A 23,648-nucleotide genomic window follows, 5' to 3' on the forward strand; every position below is an offset into this window, starting at 1 on the left:
ACCATGACACCTCGCTGGACCACCGCAGTACTGGACACCGATCAACCGGGCGGCTGGGCCGTCGCGCGCAGCCCCGAGGGCTTTCTGTTCGATGACAATGGCGCGCTGTTCCCCCGGGAATGGCTCAAGCGCCAGGACTTGTCGATCCTTGCCGAGCATGGCATCGGCCACCTCGATGGCGAGCCGGTGTACCTGCTTGAACTACGCAGCACCAGCGAGGTGCCGGGTTGTAACTGGAAAGGCTTGCGGGCGTTCATGCTCGACGGCGATCACACGATCTACAAAGTGTTGGGTTACGCGGCGCAGATCGGGACGTGGGCCCGTGAACACCGTTTCTGCGGCAACTGCGGTCAGGCCATGACTCAAGTGCCACGGGAGCGGGCGATGTATTGCCAACCGTGCGATCTGCGCAGTTATCCGCGTATTTCGCCGAGCATGATCGTGCTGGTGACCCGGGGCGATGAAGTGCTGCTGGCGCGTTCGCCGCGTTTCGTCACCGGGGTCTACAGCACGCTGGCCGGGTTTGCCGAACCGGGTGAGTCGGCTGAAGACTGTCTGATTCGCGAAGTGCGCGAAGAAGTCAGTATCGAAGTGAAGAACATCCAGTACATGGGCAGCCAGTGCTGGCCGTTCCCGCACTCGATGATGCTGGGTTTCCATGCCGAATACGCCGGCGGCGAGATTGTCTGTCAGGAAGACGAGATCGAAGACGCCCAGTGGTTCAACGTGCACGATCTGCCGCCGTTGCCGGCGTCCAAATCGATTGCACGTTACCTGATCGACGTCTACGTGGCGCGGCGTTTAGGCCACGCTGAACCAGTGCTGCCAGGCTAGACGCACGGTCAACCCCAGCACCACGGTGATGAACACCGGACGAATGAACTTAGCGCCGCCGCTGATCGCGGTGCGCGCCCCGAAGAACGCGCCGACCATCACCGACAGGCCCATGCTCAGGCCGATGATCCAGTCCACCTGCCCGGAAAACACGAACACCGACAGCGCCGCAATGTTGCTGACGAAGTTCATGCTGCGCGCCACGCCGCTGGCCTTGACCAGATCGATCGGGTACAGCAGCAGGCTGCTGACTGTCCAGAACGCGCCAGTGCCGGGGCCGGCCACGCCGTCGTAAAAGCCGAGGCTGAAGCCCTGGGTCGATTGCCACTTCTTCTTGATCGGTGCATCGCTGTCCAGCGGCGCCTTAGGCGTGCCGCCAAACAACAGGTACAGACCGCAGGCGAAGACGATCACCGGCAGCATTTTGTTCAGCCATTCCGCCGGCAGATAGTGGGCGACGATGGCGCCGGTCAGTGCGCCGACCAGCGTGCCGATGATCGCGTGCATCCACTGCCGTGGGTGGAACAGCTTGCGCCGGTAGAAGGTGAAACTGGCGGTGGCCGAGCCGAAGGTCGAACTCAGTTTGTTGGTGCCCAGCACCAGATGCGGCGGCAGACCGGCGGTGAGCAGCGCAGGCGTGGTCAACAGACCGCCACCGCCGGCGATGGCGTCGATGAATCCGGCAATGAAAGCGACAAGGGCCAGAACGGCCAGGGTAGTGAGGTCAACGCTGAGTTCGAAAGGCATGGAATCGGCTTATTCGGCAGGTTGCAGAGCTGGGCTGCGGGGAGGGTCGTCATGTTACTCATTTCCAGGTGTTGCGGCGACCCATAAGGCCCGGCCACCGACTGCTCAACTGTTGCCCAGCCAACACGCACACAACAAATCACCCTCACGCCATGCATCCCGATCACCTCAAGCCCCAATAAAACCGGGCTGTCGAGGCTGGCACGCTTGCTGCTCTGGCTCTCTCACCGTCATCAACTGTCCCGAGGACACGCCAATGAGTCAGCAAGCCGTGAAATTTGCCTACTGGGTGCCGAACGTCAGCGGTGGGCTGGTGGTCAGCAAGATCGAACAACGCACCGACTGGGGCATTGATTACAACCGCAAACTGGCACAACTGGCCGAGGCGGCGGGTTTTGAATACGCCCTGACCCAGATCCGCTTCACCGCCGGCTACGGTGCCGAGTTCCAGCATGAGTCGGTTGCCTTCAGCCACGCGCTGCTCGCCGCCACCAGCAAACTCAAAGTCATCGCGGCCATTCTGCCCGGCCCGTGGCAACCGGCGCTGGCGGCCAAGCAACTGGCAACCATCGATCAACTCACCAATGGCCGGATTGCAGTGAACATCGTCAGCGGCTGGTTCAAGGGCGAGTTCCAGGCCATCGGCGAGCATTGGCTGGAACATGACGAGCGCTATCGTCGCTCGGAAGAGTTCATCCGTTCATTGCGAGGGATCTGGAGTCAGGACAACTTCACCTTCCGTGGCGATTTCTATCGCTTCGACAACTACAGCCTCAAGCCGAAACCGCTGGGCCGGCCGGAAATCTTTCAGGGCGGCAGCTCGCGTGCCGCGCGGGACATGGCGGCACGGGTGTCGGACTGGTATTTCACCAACGGCAACAGCGTCGAGGGGATCAAGGCGCAGGTCGACGACATTCGCGCCAAGGCTGCAGCAAACAATCATTCGGTGAAGGTCGGGGTGAATGCGTTTGTCATTGCCCGTGATACCGAGGAGGAAGCCAAAGCGGTGTTGGCGCAGATCATCGATCAGGCTGACCCGGAAGCGGTGAATGCCTTCGGTGATGCGGCGAAACAGGCGGGCAGGGCATCGCCGGAGGGCGAGGGCAACTGGGCGAAATCGACGTTTGAAGATCTGGTGCAGTACAACGATGGCTTCAAGACCAATCTGATCGGCACGCCGCAGCAGATTGCCGAGCGCATCGTCGCGTTGAAAGCGGTGGGTGTGGACCTGGTATTGGCGGGGTTCCTGCACTTTCAGGAAGAGGTGGAGTATTTCGGCAAGCGAGTGTTGCCGTTGGTGCGGGAGCTGGAAGCCAAAGCGCAATCGGTCCCGACTGCCGAAGTTGCCTGAGAATCCCTCCTGCATTTTGTGCAGGAGGGATCGGCTGAATTACAGACCGAGTTCGGACAACCCCGGATGATCATCCGGGCGCCGGCCCAGTGGCCAGTGGAACTTGCGTTCGCTTTCCTTGATCGGCATGTCGTTGATGCAGGCATAGCGCTGGAACATCAGGCCATGCTCGTCGAACTCCCAGTTCTCGTTGCCGTAGGAGCGGAACCAGTTACCCGAGTCGTCGCGCCATTCGTAGGCGTAGCGCACGGCGATGCGGGTGTCGGAGTAAGCCCAGAGTTCCTTGATCAGGCGGTAATCCAGTTCCTTGGCCCATTTGCGGGTCAGGAAGGCCTTGGCTTCCTCGCGGTTGTTGGCGAATTCGGCGCGGTTGCGCCATTTGGTGTCCAGGGTATAGGCCAGCGAAACCCGCTGAGGGTCGCGGGAGTTCCAGCCATCCTCGGCCAGACGAACTTTTTCAATGGCCGATTCACGGTTGAAGGGTGGCAATGGCGGACGCACTTCGGCTGCAGTAGACATGTTTGTCTCCCGATCAAATTAACGATTTAACAACTTGTCGCTTATTGAGGCTTTACAGGTCCAATAACTTTCGCGCCATGCATTGCGCATTATCGGCGGCACTGTGATCACCCATCACAAGCGCTACGGTAATGGCACCGTCAATCAGGATCAGCAATTGTCTGGCCAGCAATTGCGGGTCCTCGGCACCATGTTCGGTACACAGCTCGCACACGTAGTCGAGCAGCTTCTGTTTGTGGTCTTTGGCGACCAGGCGCACCGGATCCTGCGGATCGCCGGTCTCGCCGCTGGTATTGATGAAGGCGCAGCCCCGAAAGCCTTCCGAGGCGAACCAGCCCTTGAGCACGGTAAACAGGTTGAGCAGGCGATCGGCCGGGGTTTCGGCCTGATCGACGGCGCTTCTGTACCAGTGCATCCAGCGCACGTCGCGGCGTTGCAGGGCGGCGACGGTCAGCTCCTCCTTGTTGGCGAAGTAGCGGTAGATACTCTTTCTGGAAACGCCGGCGGTTTTCACCAGGAGATCCATGCCGGTGGCAGCGATGCCACTTTTGTAGATCAACTTTTCGGTGACATCCAGAATGATGTCTCGGGTCGTGTCGTTGCTTGTGTTTTCGTTCATGTGGCGAACAGTAGAACGATCGTTCTCCTTGGTCAAGCGGATATTTCTTTCACCTGGAAAATAGCGATCGCCAGCAGGCTGGCTCCCACAGAGAAATGCATTTCAGCCGAGGGAACCCGGCGGCTGGAGATGAAGTCATTACAGACACTCACAAGACCCGAAGGAGTTGATGGTGTAAGCTCTCGGGTTCTTCGGATTCGACCCATTGCGAGCCCTATGCCGTTGCTTTTCAAACGCTCTCTGCTGCCCAAGTTGCGCAGCTTTCCGCTGACCGCCGAGGCCGTGACCATTCTGTCCGGCGCCGCCGAGTTCCGTCGTTGCCTGCTGGAGAAAATCGCCCAGGCGACCCAGCGCATCTACCTCGTCGCGCTCTATCTGCAAAACGACGAAGCCGGTCAGGAAATCCTCGATGCCTTGCACGCCGCCAAGCTCAAGCGCCCGGAGCTTGAGATCGTTGTGGTCGTCGATTGGCTGCGCGCCCAGCGTGGCTTGATCGGTGCCGGCAAGCAGCCGGGCAACGCCGTCTGGTATCAGGAAATGACCCGTACCCACCAGAGCGTGGTGCCGGTCTACGGCGTGCCGGTGCAGACCCGCGAGCTGTTCGGCGTGCTGCACCTGAAAGGCTTCGTGATCGACGATTGCGTGGTCTACAGCGGTGCAAGCCTGAACAACGTTTATCTGCACAAGTTCGACAAGTACCGCTTCGACCGTTATCACGTGTTGCAGAGCCGTGAACTGGCGGACTCGATGCACCACCTGGTCAAGCACGGCCTGATCGAATCGAAAGCGGTGCATCGCCTCGACCTGCCGCACTTGCCGACCACCCGCAGCCTGCGCAATGACATCGGCGATCTGCGCAGTCGTCTCAAATATGCGGCGTACGACACCAGCGCCGGCAGCACGGCGCATACCGGCCTGTCGGTCAGCCCGTTGCTCGGCGTGGGCAAGAACAACCCGCTGAACCGGGTGATTCTGGAATTGATCGCCAGCGCCCAGAAGCAACTGACCATCTGCACGCCGTACTTCAACCTGCCGTTGGGGGTGATCCGCGAGATCAACCGGGCGCTGGCCCGTGGCGTGAAGATCGACATCGTGGTCGGTGACAAGACGGCCAACGACTTCTACATTCCGCCGACCGAGCCGTTCAAGGTGATTGCCGCGTTGCCGTACTTGTACGAGATCAGCCTGCGCCGTTTCGCCAAGCGGCATCAGCGCAACATCGATAGCGGCCAGTTGAACCTGCATCTGTGGCGTGAGGGCGACAACAGCTATCACCTCAAGGGCATGTGGATCGACCAGCGCTACACGCTGCTGACCGGCAACAACCTCAACCCGCGGGCTTTCCGTCTCGATCTGGAAAATGCGCTGCTGATCGACGACCCGAAAGGCGAGTGGCTGGAGCCGCGCCGTCTGGAGCTGGAAAACATCTTCGAACACACCACGCGGATCGAGCGTTTCCAGGATCTGGAAGCCTTGCCGGACTACCCGGCCGGGGTGGCCAAGTTCCTCAAGCGCGTGAGCCGGGTGCGGGTCGAACGGTTGCTGTACCGGATTCTGTAAGACCGGAAAACAAAAATCCCCCGAATGCAGAACGCGTCCGGGGGATTTTTTATGCGCGGAACTCAGTTCAGACCGAGCTTGCCACGCAAGGTCGACAGGTCTTCTGCCAGGGTATTAACCGGGCCCACCAGCGCCTTGCGGTCGTTATCTTTCACTTTGTCATAAGTCTCGAAGCCACCATCCTTGGTCTTGTACTTGGCCAGGATCTTGTCCACGGTGGCGAAGTTCTTGTCGACTTTGGCCACGAAGGCCTTGTCCTGCTTCTCGATCTGCGGACGGAACAGGTCGACGATTTTCTTTGCGCCGTCGATGTTGCCCTGGAAGTCATAGAGGTCGGTGTGGCTGTAGCGGTCTTCCTCACCGGAGATCTTGGTGGCGGCGACTTCTTCCAGCAGTGCGGCAGCACCACCGACGACTTTCTCGGGCGGGAAGGTCAGGCCGGCGACGCGGGTCTGCAGGTCCTGCACGTCTTTATCCAGCTTGTCGGCCAGATCGTTCAGGCCCTGGGTGCTCTTCTCCGAGAACAGCGAGTACTCGAGGCGGTGGAAACCGGTGAAGTCTTCGGCCTTAACGCCTTTTTCGTGGTCGTCGACGCGGGAGTCGATGGACGCATCGAGGTCACTGAACAGCTCGGCAATCGGCTCGATCGACTCGTAGTAGACGCGGGTCGGTGCGTAGAGCTTCTGCGCGGTGGCCAGGTCACCCTTTTTCACCGCATCGGTGAATTGTTTGGTGTGGGTGCCCAACTGATCCAGTTGCTCGGTGACGTAGATCTTGTAGTCCGAAACCGGCCCGACCAGATCCAGCGGTGCAGTCGCCGCGAACGCCGACAGCGGAGTGTTGAGTAGACCAAGGGTCAGCAATAACGCGATGGGCGTCTTTTTCATGGGGGCGGCTCCTGTTGAATGCTATGCAGTTGTTTTTGGTTGGGTAGCGTTGAGCAGCGAGCGACCGATGAAATCCTTGTCGCCCGTAACACCCGGCAGGGTGAAGAAGTAACCGCCGCCGACCGGCTTGAGGTATTCCTCCAGCGGTTCGCCGTTGAGGCGGGTCTGTACGGTGATGAAGCCTTTTTCCAGGTCGGCCTGGTAGCAGATGAACAGCAGGCCCATGTCGAGCTGGCCGTTCTTGTTCACGCCATTGGAATAGTTGAACGGCCGGCGCAGGATCAAATTGGCCTGGCTCGCGGCGGTGCGCGGGTTGGCCAGACGGATGTGCGCGTCGAGCTTGGTCAGCTTGCCTTCCGGGTCCTTGCTGTAGTCCGGGACTTCGGTCTCATGGCTGGCGCCCATCGGCGCACCGGTGGTTTTCACGCGGCCGATGATGCTTTCCTGCTCCTGCAGCGGCGTGCGGTCCCAGCGTTCGACGAAGTTACGGATGATCCGCACCGCCTGATAACTGCCGTGGGCCGCCCAGGCCGGTTCGTCGCTGCCCGGTTGTACCCAGACGATGCGGTCCATGGCTTTGCCGTCGTTGGAGTCAGGGTTGGCCGAACCGTCGCGGAAACCCAGGAAGTTACGCGCCGATTGTGCCGGTACGCCGGGTTTGGCCGGGGCTTGCGGCGGCACGCTGCCTTCCTGCTTCCAGCGCACCAGCAGCAGGTCCGGCAGGTTTTTCACGATGTCGCGCAGGGCGTGGATGTTGGTGTCGGCGGTGTTGGAGCAGAACTGCAGGCTCAAGTCGCCGTGGCAGCAATCGGCTTCCAGCGCATCGTTGGGGAAGCCGACCATGCGCACCAGACGTTTGGGTTTGGCGGCGGCGAGGCCGAAACGCTCGTCGAACAGCGATTCGCCCACCGAGACGGTGATGGTCAGGTTGTCCGGGGTGACCACCGGGCCAAGGATACCGGAGTCCGGCGGCGGCAATTTCGGATCGATCTGCGCCACCGGGCCGCCCTTCATCAGAAACGCGATGCGCTCGTTGAGGGTGCGGAACAGACGTTCGAGGTCTTCACGGTCGCTGGCCAGCACATCGAACGACACCAGCATGCCGGATGCCGGGCGCGGGGTGACGATGCCGGTCTGGTGCACGCCGTGAAAATCGTGGTGATCCTGGGTCTTGTCGCTGCTCGGCGCTTCAGTGACTTGCGCAGGCGCTGCGGCCATTGCCGGGCAGCTCAGGGCGGTACCGGCCAGTGCGACGCCGGCAGCGCCCATGCCCATCAGTACGCGGCGACGTTGCAGGTTGAAGTGTTCGGAATCGTTCATCGGTATTCGTCTTCTACTTACAGGCCGGAGAGGCCGAGGGCGGGATCGATGCCGTCGAGAGTGTCGGCCAGGGTCTTGGCCTTGTCGGCGATCTGTTTGCGTTGTTCACCGCTGACGGTGTCGTAACTTGCGTAGCCGTCCTTGACCTTGAAACCGTTCAGGGTGTTGTCGAAGTCAGTCAGCGCGCTGTCGATTTTCGGCAGCAGGTCGGCGGCGGATTTCGTCAGCAGGGGGCGCAGCAGTTCGACGACTTTGTGCGCCGTTTCCAGATTCGCTGCGAAGCCGTTGAGGTCGCCGTGGCTGTAGCGTTCCTCTTCGCCGCTGGCGGCGCGCACGTCGGCCAGGGTGTTGAGGTTGCGCACGAGGATTTCCACCAGTTGCTCCGGCGGCAGCGATTGAGCCAGCAACTGTTGTTTCAGCGTGGTGACGTCGCCCAGCAGGCGCTCGGCAATCGGCGACAAGCCGTCGAGGTTGCGTTGCTGGAACAGCGCGTACTCGATGCGATGGAAGCCGACGAAGGCCGGATCCTGCTCGCGTTTCTCGAAGTAATCGGCGCGAGCGTTGATGCTGTTGTCCAGCTCGGCCAGGCGTTGTGCGGCCGGGGCCAGACGTTGATACGCCGCGCGGGCCGGCAAATACGCCGCTTGCGCCTGGGCCAGATCACCGCTGGTGATCGCCTGATTGAGCGCCGTGACGGTTCTGATCAACGCACTGCCCTGAGTGGCCAGATACACCCGGAACTCAGACAGCGGCCCGACAAACGCGACCATCGACGGCTTGGCCTTGGCGGCGGCATCGGAGGCTGCGGTCGGCGTTACATGCAGCACGCCGCGCGGATTGCTTAGCAGGCCACAGGTGATGGCGTAGTCGCCGGGTTGCAGGTTGGCGTTGATCACCTGGCTCAAACCCGGGGCGATGTTCTCGCGCTCTTCGATCACCAGCACGCCGTCGAGGATTTCCCATTCCACCGCCCGGTCGGAGCGGTTGACGATGCGGAAGCTGGCGCGACCGGCGGGTACACTCAGCTCGTTCGGCTCGCAATTGCCAGGGTGGATGTTGACCACCACTTCGTCGTGGTTGTGCTGACGCTTGGCCGCAGCCATTTTCGAGGCGTAGTAGAACAGGCCACCGGCGGCGATCATCACGACCACCGAACCGGCCACCGCCCAGCGTAAGGCGCGGGGAGGGGATGCCTGGGGAGTATTAGGCTTTGACATGGAGGCCCTTATTGGCTGGAAGCGGAATTCGAGGCGGCGGTTTTGGGCGCCGGGGCGGGAGCCGGATAGAAGAACATCACCAGCGCCACCACCAGATAGATCAGATACGCGCCGAGGGTGCTGACGGTCGGCGCATCCTGATAACCGAACATGCCGGCCAGCACCGAGCCCAACGGGCCGTCCATCGGCAGCGTTGCGCTGAAGTCGAAGAGCACGGTTTGCAGGTGATTCCAGACGCCGGCTTCATGCAGTGCCTGCACCGAGTTGGAGAGGATGCCGGCGGCGACCACGAGGATGAACAGCCCGGTCCAGCGGAAGAACGCCGAGAGATTCAGGCGCATGCTGCCGCTGTAAATCAGGAAACCGACGACGATGGCCAGGATCAGGCCGAGCAGGGCGCCAATCGGCGCGCCCGGGCCTTCGCTCTGCTGGAACACGGCGAGCAGGAAGAACACCGTTTCCAGGCCTTCCCGGGCAACAGCGAAAAACACCATGGCGATCAGGGCGATGACCTGATGCTTCGATGCCGTCAGCGCATGATCGAGAGAGGCCTGCAGCGAATGCTTGATCGAACGCGCCACCTTGCGCATCCAGAACACCATGGAGCTGAGAATACCCACGGCGACGAGGCCGACCACACCTTCGAACAGTTCCTGCTGTTTTTGCGGGAATTCGGCACTGACCAGCTCCAGGCCACCGCCCACCAGCAAGGCCAGCGCAGCGGCGAGAAACACGCCGATCCACACCGCCGGCATCCATTGGCCACGGCCGGTCTGTTGCAGGTAGCTGGCGATAATGCCAACGATCAGCGCGGCTTCAATGCCTTCACGCAGCATGATCAGAAAGGGAACGAGCATTCGGCATCCACTGTGTAACGAAATGAGGTTACAAGTTGTAACATAATGAAAGTCATTCTCACATGTCACTCATTGACATTTACCTGAACGGTAGCTGAACAGGCTTGAAGATCAACCATTCTCAAATGCGTCACGGCCATTGCGGATGAAGCGAGCCGTGTCCGGGCTGCTGCGTTAAGATGCCAGCCACTCGAACAACCACAGGATTCGCCTCGATCCATGTCGGAAAAAGACACCATCGCCATTCAACTGGTGCGTGAAGCACTGCAGCAAAGTTGTGCCCCGGGCGTGGCCACGGAAGAAGTCTTGAACAAGGTCGGCATCGATCCGGCGCTGTTGGCCACCGACGATGCCCGCGTGCCGGCCAGCCAGTACGCGCGGTTATGGCGATTGCTGGCGCGGCGCGGCGATGACGAGTTCTTTGGCATGGACCCGCGCAAGCTGAAATCCGGCAGCCTGGAATTCCTCTGCCGCAGCGCGATGGCCCAGCCGAATCTGACTGCCGGCTTGAATACCGGGTTGAATTTCCTGTCGCTGATGCTTGAACACATGCCGGCACAACTGGTGCACCAGCAAAGTCTGGCGGAGATCGTCTTGCTGGAGGACGACCCCGAGCCGCGCCGCGCCTTCACCTATTTCACTTACTGGATGATTGTCCATGGCGTGGCGTGCTGGCTGGCGGGGCGGCGAATTCCGATCCTCGCTATCGAACTGCGCTGCCCGGCGCCGGATTTCTGTGATGACTATCGGGTGATGTTCTCGGAAAACCTGCGCTTCGACCGGCCGCGCACGCGGATGATTTTCGCCGCCGACGTGCTGGATCTGCCGATCAAGCGCAGCGCCGAGGAGTTGAAACGCTTTCTGGCCCATGCGCCGGCCAACATTCTGGTGAAGTACCGCGACCCGGAAAGCCTCGCCAGCCGGATCAAGCAGGATCTGCGGCAATTACCCGCCGAACAGTGGCCGGAAACCGAAGCCCTGGCCCAACAGTTGTGCATGTCGGCCTCGACCCTGCGCCGGCGTCTGGCGGAAGAAGGGCAGACCTATCAAGGCCTCAAGGACAGCGTGCGCAAGGAACTGGCGATCACCTGGCTGGCGGAGCCTTCGATCAGTTTTGTCGACATCGCCACACGCCTGGGATTTGCCGATGCGAGCTCGTTCTACAAGGCGTTTCGAAAGTGGTCCGGGACCAATCCGGGGCACTATCGCAGCCTGATTCTCAACGAAGCGGTCTGATCCTCGAATCGACGCAAACCTTGGCCAAACCAGTCATCCACTTTGAAGGCTTTGGCCATTGCCGCAGCCGGCGTGCGGCGCGAGTATTCCTCTGATGTTTACGGTTCCCCGACCTAATAAAAACACAGAGGGATTCTGGCAATGCGCGATTACTTGTCTGCCACCGAACAGTTCAATTATCAGCACACCGTGGACGCCGCACTCAGCGGCTCGCTCGAGGCGCTCAACGCCTGCGTCGAATGTTGTGACCGTCACGCCTTGCCGGGGCGCATCGCGCTGTTCTGGGAAGGTCGCGACGGCGCCAGTGCGACCTACACCTTCAGCGATCTGCAGGACAAAGCCGCGCGTTTCGCCAATTTCCTGCTCGCCCAGGGCGTGCAGAAGGGTGACAAGGTCGCCGGCCTGTTGCCGCGCAATATCGAATTGCTCATCACCGTGTTCGCCACCTGGCGCATCGGCGCGGTGTATCAACCGCTGTTCACCGCATTCGGCCCGAAAGCCCTCGAACATCGCCTGAGCAGCTCCGGCGCCAAAGTCGTGGTAACCGACGCCGTCAACCGGCCGAAACTCAGCGAAGTCGCCGATTGCCCGACGCTGGTCACCGTCGGCGGCCCGAAAGGCCAGGGTATCGTTCGTGGCGATTTCAGTTTCTGGGCCGAGTTGCCCAACCATTCCAGTGTCTGCGAACCGGTCATGCTGACCGGCGAAGACCCGTTCCTGCTGATGTTCACCTCGGGCACCACCGGCCCGTCGAAGGCGCTGTCGGTGCCGCTCAAGGCTGTCGTCGCGTTCCAGAGCTACACCCGCGATGCCGTGGATCTGCGCCCGGAAGATGCGTTCTGGAACGTTGCCGATCCGGGCTGGGCCTATGGCATTTATTTCGGCGTGACTGGCCCGTTGTCGATGGGCCATCCGATCACTTTCTACGATGGCCCGTTCACCCTCGAAAGCACCTGCCGGGTGATCAACAAATACGGGATCACCAATCTCACCGGTTCGCCCACGGCCTATCGCCTGCTGATTGCCGGCGGTGACGAGTTCGCCAAATCGATCAAGGGCAAACTGCGCATCGTCAGCAGCGCCGGCGAACCGTTGAACCCGGAAGTGATCCGCTGGTTCGCCGACAATCTCGGCGTGGTCATTCACGATCACTACGGCCAGACCGAACTGGGCATGGTGCTGTGCAACCACCACGGCCTCGAACATCCGATCCACCTCGGCGCCGCCGGGTTTGCTTCGCCGGGCCATCGCATCGTGGTGCTCGACGACCAATACAACGAACTTGGCGTCGGCCAGCCCGGCATCCTCGCCATCGACCGCACACAGTCGCCGATGTGCTGGTTCGCCGGTTACGAAGGCGCGCCGACCAAGGCCTTCGTCGGCGATTACTACCTGAGCGGCGACACCGTGGAATGGAACCCGGACGGCAGCATCAGCTTCGTCGGCCGCAGTGATGACGTGATCACCACTTCCGGCTACCGGGTCGGCCCGTTCGACGTGGAAAGCGCCCTGATCGAGCACCCGGCGGTGGTCGAAGCCGCCGTGGTCGGCAAGCCCGATCCCGAGCGTACCGAACTGGTCAAAGCCTTCGTCGTGCTCAACCCGCAATATCGCGCGGAACCTGCGCTGGCCGAAGAACTTCGGCAACACGTGCGCAAGCGTCTGGCCGCGCATTCGTACCCCCGTGAAATCGAATTTGTCAGCGAGTTGCCGAAAACCCCGAGCGGCAAATTGCAGCGCTTTATCTTGCGCAACCAAGAAATCGCCAAGGCTCAAGAGGCCGCGGCGCACAACGTTTCAGCTTGAATCCAAGGAAACAGTCATGCAGATCGAGAACAAGGTTTTTATCGTCACCGGCGGCGCATCCGGCCTGGGAGCCGCCACCGCTGAGTTGCTGGTGAACGCCGGCGCCAAAGTGATGCTGGTGGACATGAATGCCGACGCCGTTGCCGCCCAGGCCCAGCGCCTTGGTGCGCAGAGCGTGGTCGCCGACATCAGCAACGAAGCCGCCGCCGAAGCCGCCGTGCAGGCGACGGTAAAAGCTTTCGGTAGCCTGAATGGTCTGGTGAACTGCGCCGGCATCGTTCGCGGCGAGAAGATCCTCGGCAAGAACGGCCCGCACGCGCTGGCCAGCTTCGCCCAGGTGATCAACGTCAACCTGATCGGCAGCTTCAACATGCTGCGTCTGGCAGCGGCGGCGATTGCCGAAAGCGAAGCCAACGCCGACGGCGAACGCGGCGTGATCATCAACACTGCATCGGTCGCTGCGTTCGACGGCCAGATTGGCCAGGCCGCATACTCCGCGTCCAAAGGTGCCATCGCCAGCCTGACCCTGCCTGCCGCCCGCGAACTGGCGCGCTTCGGCATCCGCGTGATGACCATCGCCCCGGGTATTTTCGAAACCCCGATGATGGCCGGCATGACCCCGGAAGTGCGCGAGTCGCTGGCCGCCGGCGTACCGTTTCCGCCGCGTCTGGGCAAACCTGCCGAGTACGCTGCGCTGGTGCGGCATATCATTGAAAACAGCATGCTCAACGGCGAGGTGATCCGTCTCGACGGCGCCTTGCGCATGGCCGCCAAGTAAGGAGGATTTCCCATGACCATCTCCAACGATCCGATTGTCATCGTCAGCGCCGTCCGCACCCCGATGGGCGGTTTTCAGGGCGAACTGAAAAGCCTGACCGCGCCGCAACTCGGCGCGGCGGCGATCAAGGCTGCCGTTGAACGCGCCGGTGTTTCCGCCGATGCAGTCGATGAAGTGCTGTTCGGCTGCGTACTGCCGGCCGGTCTCGGCCAGGCGCCTGCGCGTCAGGCTGCACTGGGCGCCGGGCTGGATAAATCCACCCGCTGCACCACCGTCAACAAGATGTGCGGCTCGGGTATGGAAACTACGATTCTGGCCCACGACATGCTGCTGGCCGGCAGCGCCGACGTAGTGATCGCCGGCGGCATGGAAAGCATGTCCAACGCGCCGTACCTGCTGGACCGCGCCCGCGCCGGTTACCGCATGGGCCACGGCCGGGTGCTGGATTCGATGTTCCTCGACGGCCTCGAAGACGCCTACGACAAAGGTCGCCTGATGGGCACCTTCGCCGAAGACTGCGCTGAAACCAACGACTTCAGCCGCGAGGCTCAGGACGCTTTCGCCATCGCCTCGACTACCCGTGCCCAGCAGGCGATCAAGGACGGCAGCTTCAAGGACGAAATCGTTCCGCTGACCGTGACCATCGGCAAGGAACAAGTGGTGATCAGCAACGACGAGCAGCCGCCAAAAGCCAAACTGGACAAGATCGCTTCGCTGAAACCGGCATTCCGCGAGGGCGGCACCGTGACCGCAGCCAACTCCAGCTCGATCTCCGACGGCGCCGCCGCACTGGTGCTGATGCGTCAGTCGCAAGCGCAGAAACAGGGGCTGAAACCGCTGGCGGTGATCCACGGTCACGCCGCGTTTGCCGACACCCCGGGCCTGTTTCCGGTGGCACCGATTGGCGCGATCAAGAAGCTGATGAAGAAAACCGGCTGGTCGCTGGATCAGGTCGATCTGTTCGAGGTCAATGAAGCCTTTGCCGTGGTCGGCATGGCGGCGATGACCCACCTGGAAATCCCTCACGACAAACTCAACATCCACGGCGGCGCCTGCGCCCTGGGCCATCCGATCGGTGCCTCCGGTGCGCGGATTCTGGTGACCTTGCTCTCGGCCCTGCGCCAGAAAGGCCTGAAACGCGGCGTCGCGGCGATCTGCATCGGCGGCGGCGAAGCCACGGCGATGGCGGTCGAGTGCGTCTGAACCCGAGTTAAGGATTTGCCATGATTCCCAATGACGACCAGCAACAAATCCGCGACATGGCCCGGCAGTTTGCCGAGGAACGGCTGAAACCGTTCGCCGCCGAATGGGATCGCGAGCACCGCTTCCCGAAGGAAGCCATCGGCGAAATGGCCGAGCTGGGTTTCTTCGGCATGCTGGTGCCGGAGCAGTGGGGCGGTTGCGACACCGGTTATCTGGCATACGCCATGGCCCTGGAAGAAATCGCCGCCGGCGACGGCGCCTGTTCGACGATCATGAGCGTGCACAACTCGGTGGGCTGCGTGCCGATCCTCAAGTTCGGCAACGACGACCAGCGCGAACGCTTCCTCAAACCGTTGGCCAGCGGCGCGATGCTCGGTGCTTTCGCGTTGACCGAACCCCAGGCCGGCTCCGACGCCAGCAGCCTGAAAACCCGCGCACGGCTGGAAGGCGATCACTACGTGCTCAACGGCTGCAAACAGTTCATCACCTCCGGGCAGAACGCCGGGATCGTGATCGTGTTTGCCGTCACCGACCCGAGTGCCGGCAAGCGTGGGATCTCGGCGTTCATCGTGCCGACCGACTCGTCGGGCTACAAAGTCGCTCGCGTCGAAGACAAACTCGGCCAGCACGCCTCGGACACCTGCCAGATTTTGTTCGAAGACGTCAAAGTGCCGGTGGCCAACCGTCTGGGCGAGGAGGGCGAGGGCTACAAGATCGCCCTGGCCAACCTTGAAGGCGGCCGTGTCGGCATCGCTTCGCAATCGGTGGGCATGGCCCGCGCCGCGTTCGAAGCGGCCCGTGATTACGCCCGCGAGCGTGACACTTTCGGCAAGCCAATCATCGAGCACCAGGCCGTGGCGTTCCGTCTGGCGGACATGGCGACTCAGATCGCCGTGGCGCGGCAGATGGTGCATTACGCCGCCGCTCTGCGCGACAGCGGTCAGCCCGCGCTGGTCGAGGCGTCGATGGCCAAACTGTTCGCCTCGGAAATGGCCGAGAAGGTCTGCTCCATGGCCTTGCAAACCCTCGGCGGTTACGGTTACCTCAACGACTTCCCGCTGGAGCGCATCTACCGCGACGTGCGGGTCTGCCAGATCTACGAAGGTACCAGCGACATTCAGCGCATGGTCATTTCGCGCAATCTTTGAGAAGGAATCTGCACATGAGTTACGAAACGATTTTGCTGGAAACCCATGGCCGCGTCGGCGTCATCACCCTGAACCGCCCGCAGGCGCTGAATGCCCTGAACGCGCAGTTGGTCAGCGAAGTGAACCGTGCCCTCGATGGCCTGGAAGCCGATGCGAACATTGGCTGCATCGTCATCACCGGTTCGAAGAAAGCCTTCGCTGCCGGCGCCGACATCAAGGAAATGGCCGAGCTGACCTACCCGCAGATCTACATGGACGACCTGTTCAGCGACAGCGACCGTGTGGCCAACCGCCGCAAGCCGATCATCGCGGCGGTCAACGGCTTTGCCCTTGGTGGCGGCTGTGAACTGGCGCTGATGTGCGACTTCATCCTGGCCGGCGACAACGCCAAATTCGGCCAGCCGGAAATCAACCTCGGCGTACTGCCGGGCATGGGCGGCACCCAGCGCCTGACCCGCGCCGTGGGCAAGGCCAAGGCCATGGAAATGTGTCTGAGCGGGCGTTTGATCGACGCGGTGGAAGCCGAGCGTTGCGGCATCGTTGCGCGGATCGTGCCGAGCGATGAGTTGCTGGATGAGGCGCTGAAAGTTGCGGCGGTGATCGCCAGCAAGTCGTTGCCGATTGCGATGATGGTCAAGGAAAGCGTCAACCGCGCGTTCGAAGTGAACCTGACCGAAGGCGTGCGTTTCGAGCGCCGGGTGTTCCACGCGGCGTTTGCGACGCAGGATCAGAAGGAGGGGATGGCGGCGTTTGTGGCCAAGCGTGCGCCGGAGTTCCAGGGCAAATAACGCTGCGCAATTACAAAATGCCCTCACCCCAGCCCTCTCCCAGAGGGAGAGGGAGCCGACCGAGATGCCTCAGGTCTGACATCGACCTGAGAGGCCGAGTCGATTATGGATTCACAAGCGATCGTTCAAGTCGGTGCAACTCGTGAATATCCCACGGTCAGTCCCCTCTCCCTTTGGGAGAGGGTTAGGGTGAGGGGAAAGAGGGCCGACACGGTTACAACTGATAGTTCTTCAACTCCCGCGCAATCACCATCCGCTGTATCTCGCTGGACCCCTCGTAAATCTGGGTAATCCGCGCATCCCGGTAATACTTCTCCACCGGGTAATCCTCCAGATACCCGTACCCGCCATGAATCTGAATCGCTGAAGAGCACACCTTTTCAGCCATTTCCGAAGCAAACAGTTTGGCCTGCGAAGCCTCCGACAGACACGGTTTGCCCGCTGTACGCAGCCGCGCCGCATGCAGGATCATCAAGCGCGCCCCGTTGATCTGCATCTGCATGTCCGCCAACAGGTTGGCGATGCTCTGGTGCTCGACGATGGCCTTGCCGAACTGCACCCGATCACGGGCATAACCCAGCGCCGCTTCAAACGCCGCACGGGCGATGCCCAGTGCTTGCGCGGCAATGCCGATGCGTCCGCCCTCAAGGTTGGACAGGGCAATGGCCAGGCCTTTACCGCGTTCACCCAACAGATTGGCCTCGGGAATACGGCAATCGTTCAACGTCACCGCGCAGGTGTCGGAAGCGCGGATGCCCATCTTGTGTTCGGTGCGGTCGACGATGAAACCCGGTGTGTCGGTCGGCACGAGGAATGCCGAGATCCCGCGCTTGCCCAGATCGGGATCGGTGACGGCAAACACGATCGCCAGTTTCGCCCTTTTGCCGTTGCTGACGAATTGCTTGGCGCCGTTGATCACCCATTGCCCGTCGCGCAGTTCAGCGCGGGTGCGCAGGTTGTGCGCTTCGGAGCCAGCCTGGGGTTCGGTCAGGCAGAAGCAGCCGATCATTGCGCCGCTGGCCAGGTCTGCCAGCCAGGTCTGTTTCTGTTCTTCGCTGCCGTAGTTGAGCACCGGCCCGCAGCCCACTGAGTTGTGAATGCTCATGAACGCACCGGTAGCGCCGTCACCGGCGGAAATCTCTTCCACCGCCAGCGCATAAGCCACGTAGTCGACATAGGTGCCGCCCCATTCTTCCGGCACCACCATGCCCAGCAGGCCCAGTTCGCCCATCTTCGCCACCAGACCGTCATCGATCCAGCCGGCCTTTTCCCACGCTTGGGCGTGGGGCGCGATTTCTCCACGGGCAAAATCCCGGGCCATGTCGCGGATCATTACCTGGTCTTCAGTCAATTCGAGATCGTGCATGGCTCAGCTCCCGCTCTCTTCGAAACCGTGGAAGAAACTCGCGACGTGCTCGGCGTGCAACGCGGCAAGGGTCGGCGGGTTCCAGCGTGGTGATTTGTCTTTGTCGATCAGCAAGGCGCGCACGCCTTCGATCAGGTCGCCGCGCTCGAACCACTGGCGATCCAGATGCAGTTCCAGGGCGAAGCAGTGTTCCAGGCTCAGGTGCCGACCGCGACGCAGCATCTCCAGGGTCACGCCCATGGCCAGCGGCGAGCGGGTTTCCAGCAGGTCGGCGGTGGTGGTCGCCCATTCGTGGCTGTCGGCAACGGTGACGGCGCGCAGTTGCTCGACGATGCTCGGCACGTCTGGCAGTGCGAAGAAATGGTCGATGACAGGGCGCAAGGCTTCCAGCGGTGCATCCGGCAGGGTTTGCACGGCGTGGCGGGCCAGCAGGTTTTGCAGGTCTTTGAGCGGCGTGTCGTGCCACTCCAGGTGATCGAGCTGCTCGTCGAGGGTGCCGAGTTTGCTGCTGTCCAGATACCAGTCGGCGAGGCCGCAATACAGCGCATCCGCCGCCCGAATCTGCACGCCGCTGACGCCCAGGTAAATCCCCAGCTCGCCGGGAATGCGCGGCAGGAAATAACTGCCGCCGACATCCGGGAAATAACCGATGGCCACTTCCGGCATTGCCAGACGGCTCTTTTCGGTGACCACCCGCAGGTCAGCACCTTGCACCAGACCCATGCCGCCACCGAGGACGAAACCGTCCATCAGCGCCAGCACCGGTTTGCGGTAGTGGTGGATCGTCAGGTCGAGGGCGTATTCCTCGACGAAGAAATCTTCATGCAGCGTGTCGCCGCTTTTATGGCTGTCGTACAGGGAGCGAATGTCGCCACCGGCACAGAAGGCCTTCTCGCCCGCACCGCGCAGTACCACGGCGTGAATATGGGCGTCGGAGGCCCAGGCATCCAGTTGCAACTGGAGCTGGCGCACCATGTCGAGGGTCAGCGCATTGAGGCCGGCGGGGCGGTTGAGGGTCAGGTGACCGATGTGATTGCGAACCTCGGCCAGCACTTCGTTTTGCGTGGCATCCATGGACGAAGTCCGCGGGGATGAAGCCTGAGCAGTCATCACTAACTCCCTGCTTTTATTGTCTTTATTCGAGAAGCCCGCGCGCGGGCGTTAGCGGATCGTAACAGTGCAAATTTGCCGTGTACAACGGGGATATGTGCATGGGGTGTCTGCATTTTTGCTTGGCCCGGAAAGCCGCTTGCGGACGTTGATTCCAGTCCCGGCCGTCATTTGTCGCAGAACTGTGCCTGTAGGGTCCGGGCGCAAAACAGCAGGGCGCGTCTGGCTTCTTCATGGGCGGCGGGGTAGTTCATGAAGCCGTGGCGCATGCCCGAAAACTCTTTGTGTTTGACTGTGACACCTGCTTTGCGCAGTTGTGCGGCGTAGGCACGGCCTTCATCACGCAGAACGTCATGTTCGCAGGTGATGATCAATGTCCGGGGCAGTCGGTACAGCGAGTCGCCCAGCAGCGGCGACAACCGGGTATCGGCTCGCGATGTTCCGGGCGGTAGATAGTGACCGAGGTACCATTCAAGCATATCTGTGGTCAGTCCATGCCCTTGCGCGAACTTTGTGTGGGAGCGTCGGCGTATGTGGCAGTCGAGCAAAGGATAAAGCAGCAACTGAAAGCAGATACGTGGTGTGTCACATTCAGCGTCGCGCTGGCTGATAACGGCGGCCATCCCGCCTCCTGAACCACCTCCTGCGACTGCAATTGCTGAAGTGTCCAGCCCGGAACCGGCGTCTTGCCGTGTCACCCACTTGAAAGCAGTCCAACAGTCTTCCAGAGCTGCCGGAAACACGTGTTCCGGAGGACGGGCGTAATCAACGGCAACCACTTTGCAACCGGCCCACTCACACATCAACCGACAGAACCCGTCATGGGTGTCCAGGTCTCCCGTCACCCAGCCACCGCCGTGGAAGAAAACCAGCACGGGAAACGGCCCCTTGCCGGGTGGCGTGTAAAGGCGCAGCGGCAGTGACCGGCCCTGGCTTTCAATCGCCAGATCATGAACGCAGGTCACTTGCGCCTGACGCAACGCTGTTCTGGCGTCCTCCACCGTCAACGAGGCCTCATCCATGGCCGCAGCCCTTGCCTGAACGGGCCTCTGCCTCGATCTCGATAACGTATTCAGAGCTAACCAGTCGAGAGACTTCCACCAGCATTGTTGTCGGAGGATGTCCTTCGAAAAACGCTTTGTGCGCCCGCGCGATATCTGGCAAGAGCGCCATGTTGGTGGTGTACATGCGCGTGGCAATGATGCGGGTACGATCTTCACCCAGTTGTTTCAGCGCCTGTTCGATGATTTTCAGGCATCGCCGTGTCTGGGCATAGGCATCACCGGGTTTGAAGGGCTTGCCGTTCTTTCGAAATGCCACCGTACCGCCGACCAGAATCGTCTTGCCGGCCTTCACGGCTCTGCAGTAACCAGCGAGGCGTTCCCAAGGTGCTCCAGAATAAACACGTTTGAATTTCATGCTTCAGACTCCTGTCCCAGATCGACCGGAAGCGTCTTCAAACCCCGGAATTGCAGGTTGTTGTTGCGCCACGTGACAGGCCGGCGCGCGATGAGATGCAAGTCAGGGAAGCGTTTTAACAGCGAGGTGAACACGATCTCGGCCTCAAGTCTGAACAGCGCCGTGCCCATGCAGAAATGTTCGCCTCTCCCGAACGTCAGGTGTTCGTTCTTTGGCCGACGTATATCGAAGTTGTCGGGATCGGGGAATTTTGTCGGGTCACGATTGGCGGCGGCCCGGACCAGATAAACCAGCTGTCCCTTTTTCATCGTGACGTCGCCAATGGTGACGTCCTCCATGAGCACCCTATGGCTCAGAGAACCGGCAGGATCGAAGCGCAGCATTTCTTCAATGAATGAGCCAATCAATGTCGGATCTGCCAACAGAGTCTTGAGTTGTCCGGGATGCTTCAGCAAATGCAACAGGCCGAGGCTCAACTGGTCTGCGCTGGTGGTATAACCCGCCACCAGAATGAACACGATCTGTGCCAGCACCTCATCGAAACTGGCGGCGCTGTTCTGGCCACTCTCCAGTACCCGGCTCACAAGATCATCCCTGGGCTGCCTGCGCCGCTGTTCAATGAGAACAGCGAACCAGGCGTACATCTCTTTGATGCCTTCCAGGGCCTGCTCCGGCCCTTGATCCGCGTCCTGGCTGCCGCCAAGGAACATCACGATGTCTCGTGTCCAACGCCGAAGATTCAACGCCTCGTCATCTTCCATGCCATACAGCCTGGCCAGAATCAGTGCCGGAATCCGGTCAAACAGCCCGGTTTTCAAATCGGTCTGCCCGTGCAGACCGGACAGTTCTCGATCAGTGATGTCATGAATGACCGTCCGCAAGGATCCGATGGAGCGCGGTGTGAAGGCATTACCCAGTAACTGACGGCTGGCTTTGTGAAACTCGCCATCCTGGGAGTACATCCATCCGGACGCCAGCTTGATGAATTCGGTTATTTGCGTGCGTTTGTTTCCAGGCACCCGAGCATCGATCAGTTGTTGCATTCGATTTGAAGAGAATCGTCGGGAATCGGCCTGTGCGGCAAAGACATCGCTATAGCGGGTCAGAAACCAGGCCTGCAAATGTTCGCACCAATAGACTGGCCGATTTTCTCGCAGCCAGGCGTAGGCCTTGTAAGGATTGCGAATCGTATTGCGGTTCGAGAAATTCGGCTCATTGTCGTACAGCGGTTTTGTGAAGCGCTTTACGTATTCCTTTTTGTCGATGGGGGCACTGACCAGCTCTGACGGTGGTTTTAACAGCTTGTTGATCACGCGCAATTGAGCTTTGGTGGCGTGTCGCTCCAGCTCGGTGCCTGCGACGAGCCCCCGGTCATGAAGTTTCGGGGAAAAGACACCGACGATGTCCTGAAGTGTCTCGGCTGGCACAAGCGAATGGCGTTTGCCTTCTTCGATTATCAGATCCAGCGCGCGGGCGTAGGTGAGTGCAACCGCCTGGCGATGAGTGAACTCACCTGCACTGCGGCACTGATCGACAATCAGCGATTCAATTCGTTGGGCGATGTTTTCGCTGGCAAACCGCGGTCGGTTTATGGCGTCCCGTGCAACCTGACAGCACAGGACGTTGTTATCGCCTGCGAAGGTCGTGCTGATCTCGTGATCCATGCACAAGGTGATGATTTGATTGTCGTGATGAAATCCCTGCGAACCACATAGTTCTCTGCATGCCCTCATGACCTCAAGTCCCAGCCATGTGCCGATGCTTTTGACGATGGCCGCGAGAATATGCAGTTCTGTTTTGCGGGACGGCTGATGCCAGCACGCTTCGAATCGCGACACTACTGCTTGCTCCAGCAGCCTCAAGGCCAAGACTTTGAGTTGCTCGACATAAAGTCGCTGTCGAAACAGCGGTCTGGTCAGGAGAGGTTGGTTGTTGTCGTCAGTCCTGACCAAACGATGGCAAGCGAAACGGTACGTCAGATAAACACACATACTGGCGGCACCACGCGCGCCAGCGATAAGGAAAAGGCGCTCCTGAATGAAGGTCTGCATCGCGCATGTCAGGCGCTCCTTTCGTGGAACCTCACTGGTGAAAACGCCTTCGGGAGATAACCTGGCATAGCGTTGCATCATCGCGCCCGGTGGAAGCCTCATTTCAGAAAAACGGATGCCGGCAACTTGATTGGCGTGGATGCCTCCCTTGGGGTCGCAGGAGGTAACGCTGACACCAGGCAGGAGCGGACCGTTCTCTTTCTCGCGAATTCGTACCCGGAACCAGTGCAACCCCTCGTCCACGTCATTGACGATAAGACGTCCCAGCACCATGACCACCCCTGCTGCGTGCAATGCGTTGCCGATCCAGAACTTGCAGGACTGCGGTGTGGGAGAGTTCAGAATCAGGCAATGGTTGTGCGGGTCATAGGTGATCGTGGTTTGCAGGTTGCCGACATCGGAGCCGCTGGCGATCTCTGTGCAGCCAAAAGCGTAAACCGCGTCCAGCTTGCAAATTTCCTGATGATATTGCGTGATCTGGAGCTGACTGCCGTGGGCAAACAATGCATCGCCGGCAATGAAGTGGTCGACAATGCAGGCAAGCAATGAATAGTCCCAGGCGCCGATAAACGCTGCTCGCTCAAGCATCAACCTGAAAGCGGACTGATCGCGCTGGCCCAGCCACATGTCATTGGTCATGAGCCCCTTGCCGATGATTGCGCGCATACGATCGATATTCAGATCCATGTATTCGCGCAGTGACAGACGATGACGCTTTCCGGGGGCGAAAAGGGGTGTTTGCAGTAGTTGCAGTAGTGGATCGCTCATGAAACGTTCCTCTCGCAGAATTCGAAACACTGGATTCGAAAACCACCAGATTCGCGGAGCTGGC

The 23,648-nt window shown here is 60.7% G+C and carries 21 protein-coding genes; 9 read left to right on the plus strand and 12 right to left on the minus strand.

The features are described from left to right. Positions 1 to 3 precede the first annotated feature (3 nt). On the plus strand, positions 4 to 834 hold the full coding sequence (gene nudC, locus OQ248_RS24795; RefSeq protein WP_265814378.1) for an NAD(+) diphosphatase: 831 nt from the start codon (positions 4 to 6) through the stop codon (positions 832 to 834). Here nudC and OQ248_RS24800 read toward each other — a convergent pair. After that, positions 802 to 1,581: a TSUP family transporter gene (locus tag OQ248_RS24800; protein WP_085709993.1), complete on the minus strand. Its 780-nt coding sequence runs from the start codon at positions 1,579 to 1,581 to the stop codon at positions 802 to 804. The genes nudC and OQ248_RS24800 overlap by 33 nt on opposite strands. A 256-nt stretch (positions 1,582 to 1,837) precedes the next feature. On the opposite strand from OQ248_RS24800, the gene sfnG reads away from it, so the two are divergent. Next, positions 1,838 to 2,932, plus strand: a complete 1,095-nt coding sequence (gene sfnG, locus OQ248_RS24805) for a dimethylsulfone monooxygenase SfnG (protein ID WP_265814379.1) — start codon at positions 1,838 to 1,840, stop codon at positions 2,930 to 2,932. Between the two features lie 39 nt (positions 2,933 to 2,971). Here the strand turns inward: sfnG and OQ248_RS24810 are convergent, their stop codons facing one another. Together OQ248_RS24810 and OQ248_RS24815 are read right to left on the minus strand one after the other, a co-directional pair. Next, positions 2,972 to 3,451, minus strand: a complete 480-nt coding sequence (locus OQ248_RS24810; protein WP_265814380.1) for a nuclear transport factor 2 family protein — start codon at positions 3,449 to 3,451, stop codon at positions 2,972 to 2,974. A 52-nt stretch (positions 3,452 to 3,503) separates the two neighbouring features. Then, complete coding sequence (locus OQ248_RS24815) at positions 3,504 to 4,070, minus strand: TetR/AcrR family transcriptional regulator (RefSeq protein ID WP_265814381.1); 567 nt, start codon at positions 4,068 to 4,070, stop codon at positions 3,504 to 3,506. A 216-nt stretch (positions 4,071 to 4,286) separates the two neighbouring features. On the opposite strand from OQ248_RS24815, the gene pssA reads away from it, so the two are divergent. After that, positions 4,287 to 5,630, plus strand: coding sequence for a CDP-diacylglycerol--serine O-phosphatidyltransferase (gene pssA / locus OQ248_RS24820; protein ID WP_265814382.1), 1,344 nt, complete (start codon positions 4,287 to 4,289; stop codon positions 5,628 to 5,630). Positions 5,631 to 5,692: 62 nt separating this feature from the next. Here the strand turns inward: pssA and efeO (OQ248_RS24825) are convergent, their stop codons facing one another. Genes efeO (OQ248_RS24825) through efeU form a run of 4 tightly spaced genes read right to left on the minus strand, consistent with a single transcriptional unit; the run spans position 5,693 to position 9,911 of the window. Then, positions 5,693 to 6,517: an iron uptake system protein EfeO gene (gene efeO, locus OQ248_RS24825; protein ID WP_085709988.1), complete on the minus strand. Its 825-nt coding sequence runs from the start codon at positions 6,515 to 6,517 to the stop codon at positions 5,693 to 5,695. A gap of 21 nt (positions 6,518 to 6,538) precedes the next feature. Then, a complete protein-coding gene (efeB, locus tag OQ248_RS24830; RefSeq protein WP_265814383.1) occupies positions 6,539 to 7,837 on the minus strand; it encodes an iron uptake transporter deferrochelatase/peroxidase subunit in 1,299 nt (432 codons plus the stop codon). A 17-nt stretch (positions 7,838 to 7,854) separates the two neighbouring features. Further along, entirely contained in the window at positions 7,855 to 9,054 is a 1,200-nt protein-coding gene (efeO, locus tag OQ248_RS24835) for an iron uptake system protein EfeO (protein ID WP_265814384.1), read from the minus strand. Positions 9,055 to 9,062: 8 nt separating this feature from the next. Further along, a complete protein-coding gene (efeU, locus tag OQ248_RS24840) occupies positions 9,063 to 9,911 on the minus strand; it encodes an iron uptake transporter permease EfeU (protein WP_265814385.1) in 849 nt (282 codons plus the stop codon). Between the two features lie 219 nt (positions 9,912 to 10,130). Between efeU and OQ248_RS24845 the strand changes: the two genes are divergently transcribed. The 6 genes from OQ248_RS24845 (at position 10,131) to OQ248_RS24870 (ending at position 16,870) form a co-directional block, all read left to right on the plus strand. Next, positions 10,131 to 11,147 (plus strand): AraC family transcriptional regulator, encoded by a 1,017-nt coding sequence (locus OQ248_RS24845; protein ID WP_265814386.1) that lies wholly within the window; start codon positions 10,131 to 10,133, stop codon positions 11,145 to 11,147. A 141-nt stretch (positions 11,148 to 11,288) separates the two neighbouring features. After that, positions 11,289 to 12,953, plus strand: coding sequence for an AMP-binding protein (locus OQ248_RS24850; RefSeq protein WP_265814387.1), 1,665 nt, complete (start codon positions 11,289 to 11,291; stop codon positions 12,951 to 12,953). A gap of 16 nt (positions 12,954 to 12,969) precedes the next feature. Continuing rightward, positions 12,970 to 13,731 (plus strand): SDR family NAD(P)-dependent oxidoreductase, encoded by a 762-nt coding sequence (locus OQ248_RS24855; RefSeq protein WP_265814388.1) that lies wholly within the window; start codon positions 12,970 to 12,972, stop codon positions 13,729 to 13,731. Positions 13,732 to 13,743: 12 nt separating this feature from the next. Continuing rightward, positions 13,744 to 14,934 carry an acetyl-CoA C-acyltransferase gene (locus OQ248_RS24860; protein ID WP_265814389.1) on the plus strand — a complete coding sequence of 397 codons (1,191 nt, stop codon included), beginning with the start codon at positions 13,744 to 13,746 and terminating at the stop codon, positions 14,932 to 14,934. Between the two features lie 20 nt (positions 14,935 to 14,954). After that, positions 14,955 to 16,082, plus strand: a complete 1,128-nt coding sequence (locus OQ248_RS24865) for an acyl-CoA dehydrogenase (protein WP_265814390.1) — start codon at positions 14,955 to 14,957, stop codon at positions 16,080 to 16,082. A 14-nt stretch (positions 16,083 to 16,096) separates the two neighbouring features. Beyond that, positions 16,097 to 16,870 (plus strand): enoyl-CoA hydratase, encoded by a 774-nt coding sequence (locus OQ248_RS24870; RefSeq protein ID WP_265814391.1) that lies wholly within the window; start codon positions 16,097 to 16,099, stop codon positions 16,868 to 16,870. A gap of 214 nt (positions 16,871 to 17,084) precedes the next feature. Here the strand turns inward: OQ248_RS24870 and OQ248_RS24875 are convergent, their stop codons facing one another. The 5 genes from OQ248_RS24875 to OQ248_RS24895 all read right to left on the minus strand — a co-directional run bounded on the left by OQ248_RS24875 (position 17,085) and on the right by OQ248_RS24895 (position 23,584). Beyond that, positions 17,085 to 18,236: an acyl-CoA dehydrogenase family protein gene (locus OQ248_RS24875; RefSeq protein ID WP_265814392.1), complete on the minus strand. Its 1,152-nt coding sequence runs from the start codon at positions 18,234 to 18,236 to the stop codon at positions 17,085 to 17,087. 3 nt (positions 18,237 to 18,239) lie between these two features. Continuing rightward, entirely contained in the window at positions 18,240 to 19,346 is a 1,107-nt protein-coding gene (locus OQ248_RS24880) for an enoyl-CoA hydratase/isomerase family protein (RefSeq protein ID WP_265814393.1), read from the minus strand. Between the two features lie 167 nt (positions 19,347 to 19,513). Further along, complete coding sequence (locus OQ248_RS24885; protein ID WP_265814394.1) at positions 19,514 to 20,368, minus strand: alpha/beta hydrolase fold domain-containing protein; 855 nt, start codon at positions 20,366 to 20,368, stop codon at positions 19,514 to 19,516. Further along, the gene (locus OQ248_RS24890; RefSeq protein WP_265814395.1) at positions 20,361 to 20,765 is read right to left on the minus strand and encodes a RidA family protein; all 405 of its coding nucleotides are present in this window, start codon (positions 20,763 to 20,765) and stop codon (positions 20,361 to 20,363) included. Before OQ248_RS24890 ends, OQ248_RS24885 begins: the two co-directional genes overlap by 8 nt. Further along, complete coding sequence (locus OQ248_RS24895) at positions 20,762 to 23,584, minus strand: cytochrome P450 (protein WP_265814396.1); 2,823 nt, start codon at positions 23,582 to 23,584, stop codon at positions 20,762 to 20,764. The genes OQ248_RS24890 and OQ248_RS24895 overlap by 4 nt, the downstream gene beginning before the upstream one ends. Positions 23,585 to 23,648: the final 64 nt, after the last annotated feature.

It is taken from the genome of Pseudomonas sp. COW5, from assembly GCF_026240005.1.
Taxonomy (GTDB): Bacteria; Pseudomonadota; Gammaproteobacteria; order Pseudomonadales; family Pseudomonadaceae; genus Aquipseudomonas; species Aquipseudomonas kribbensis.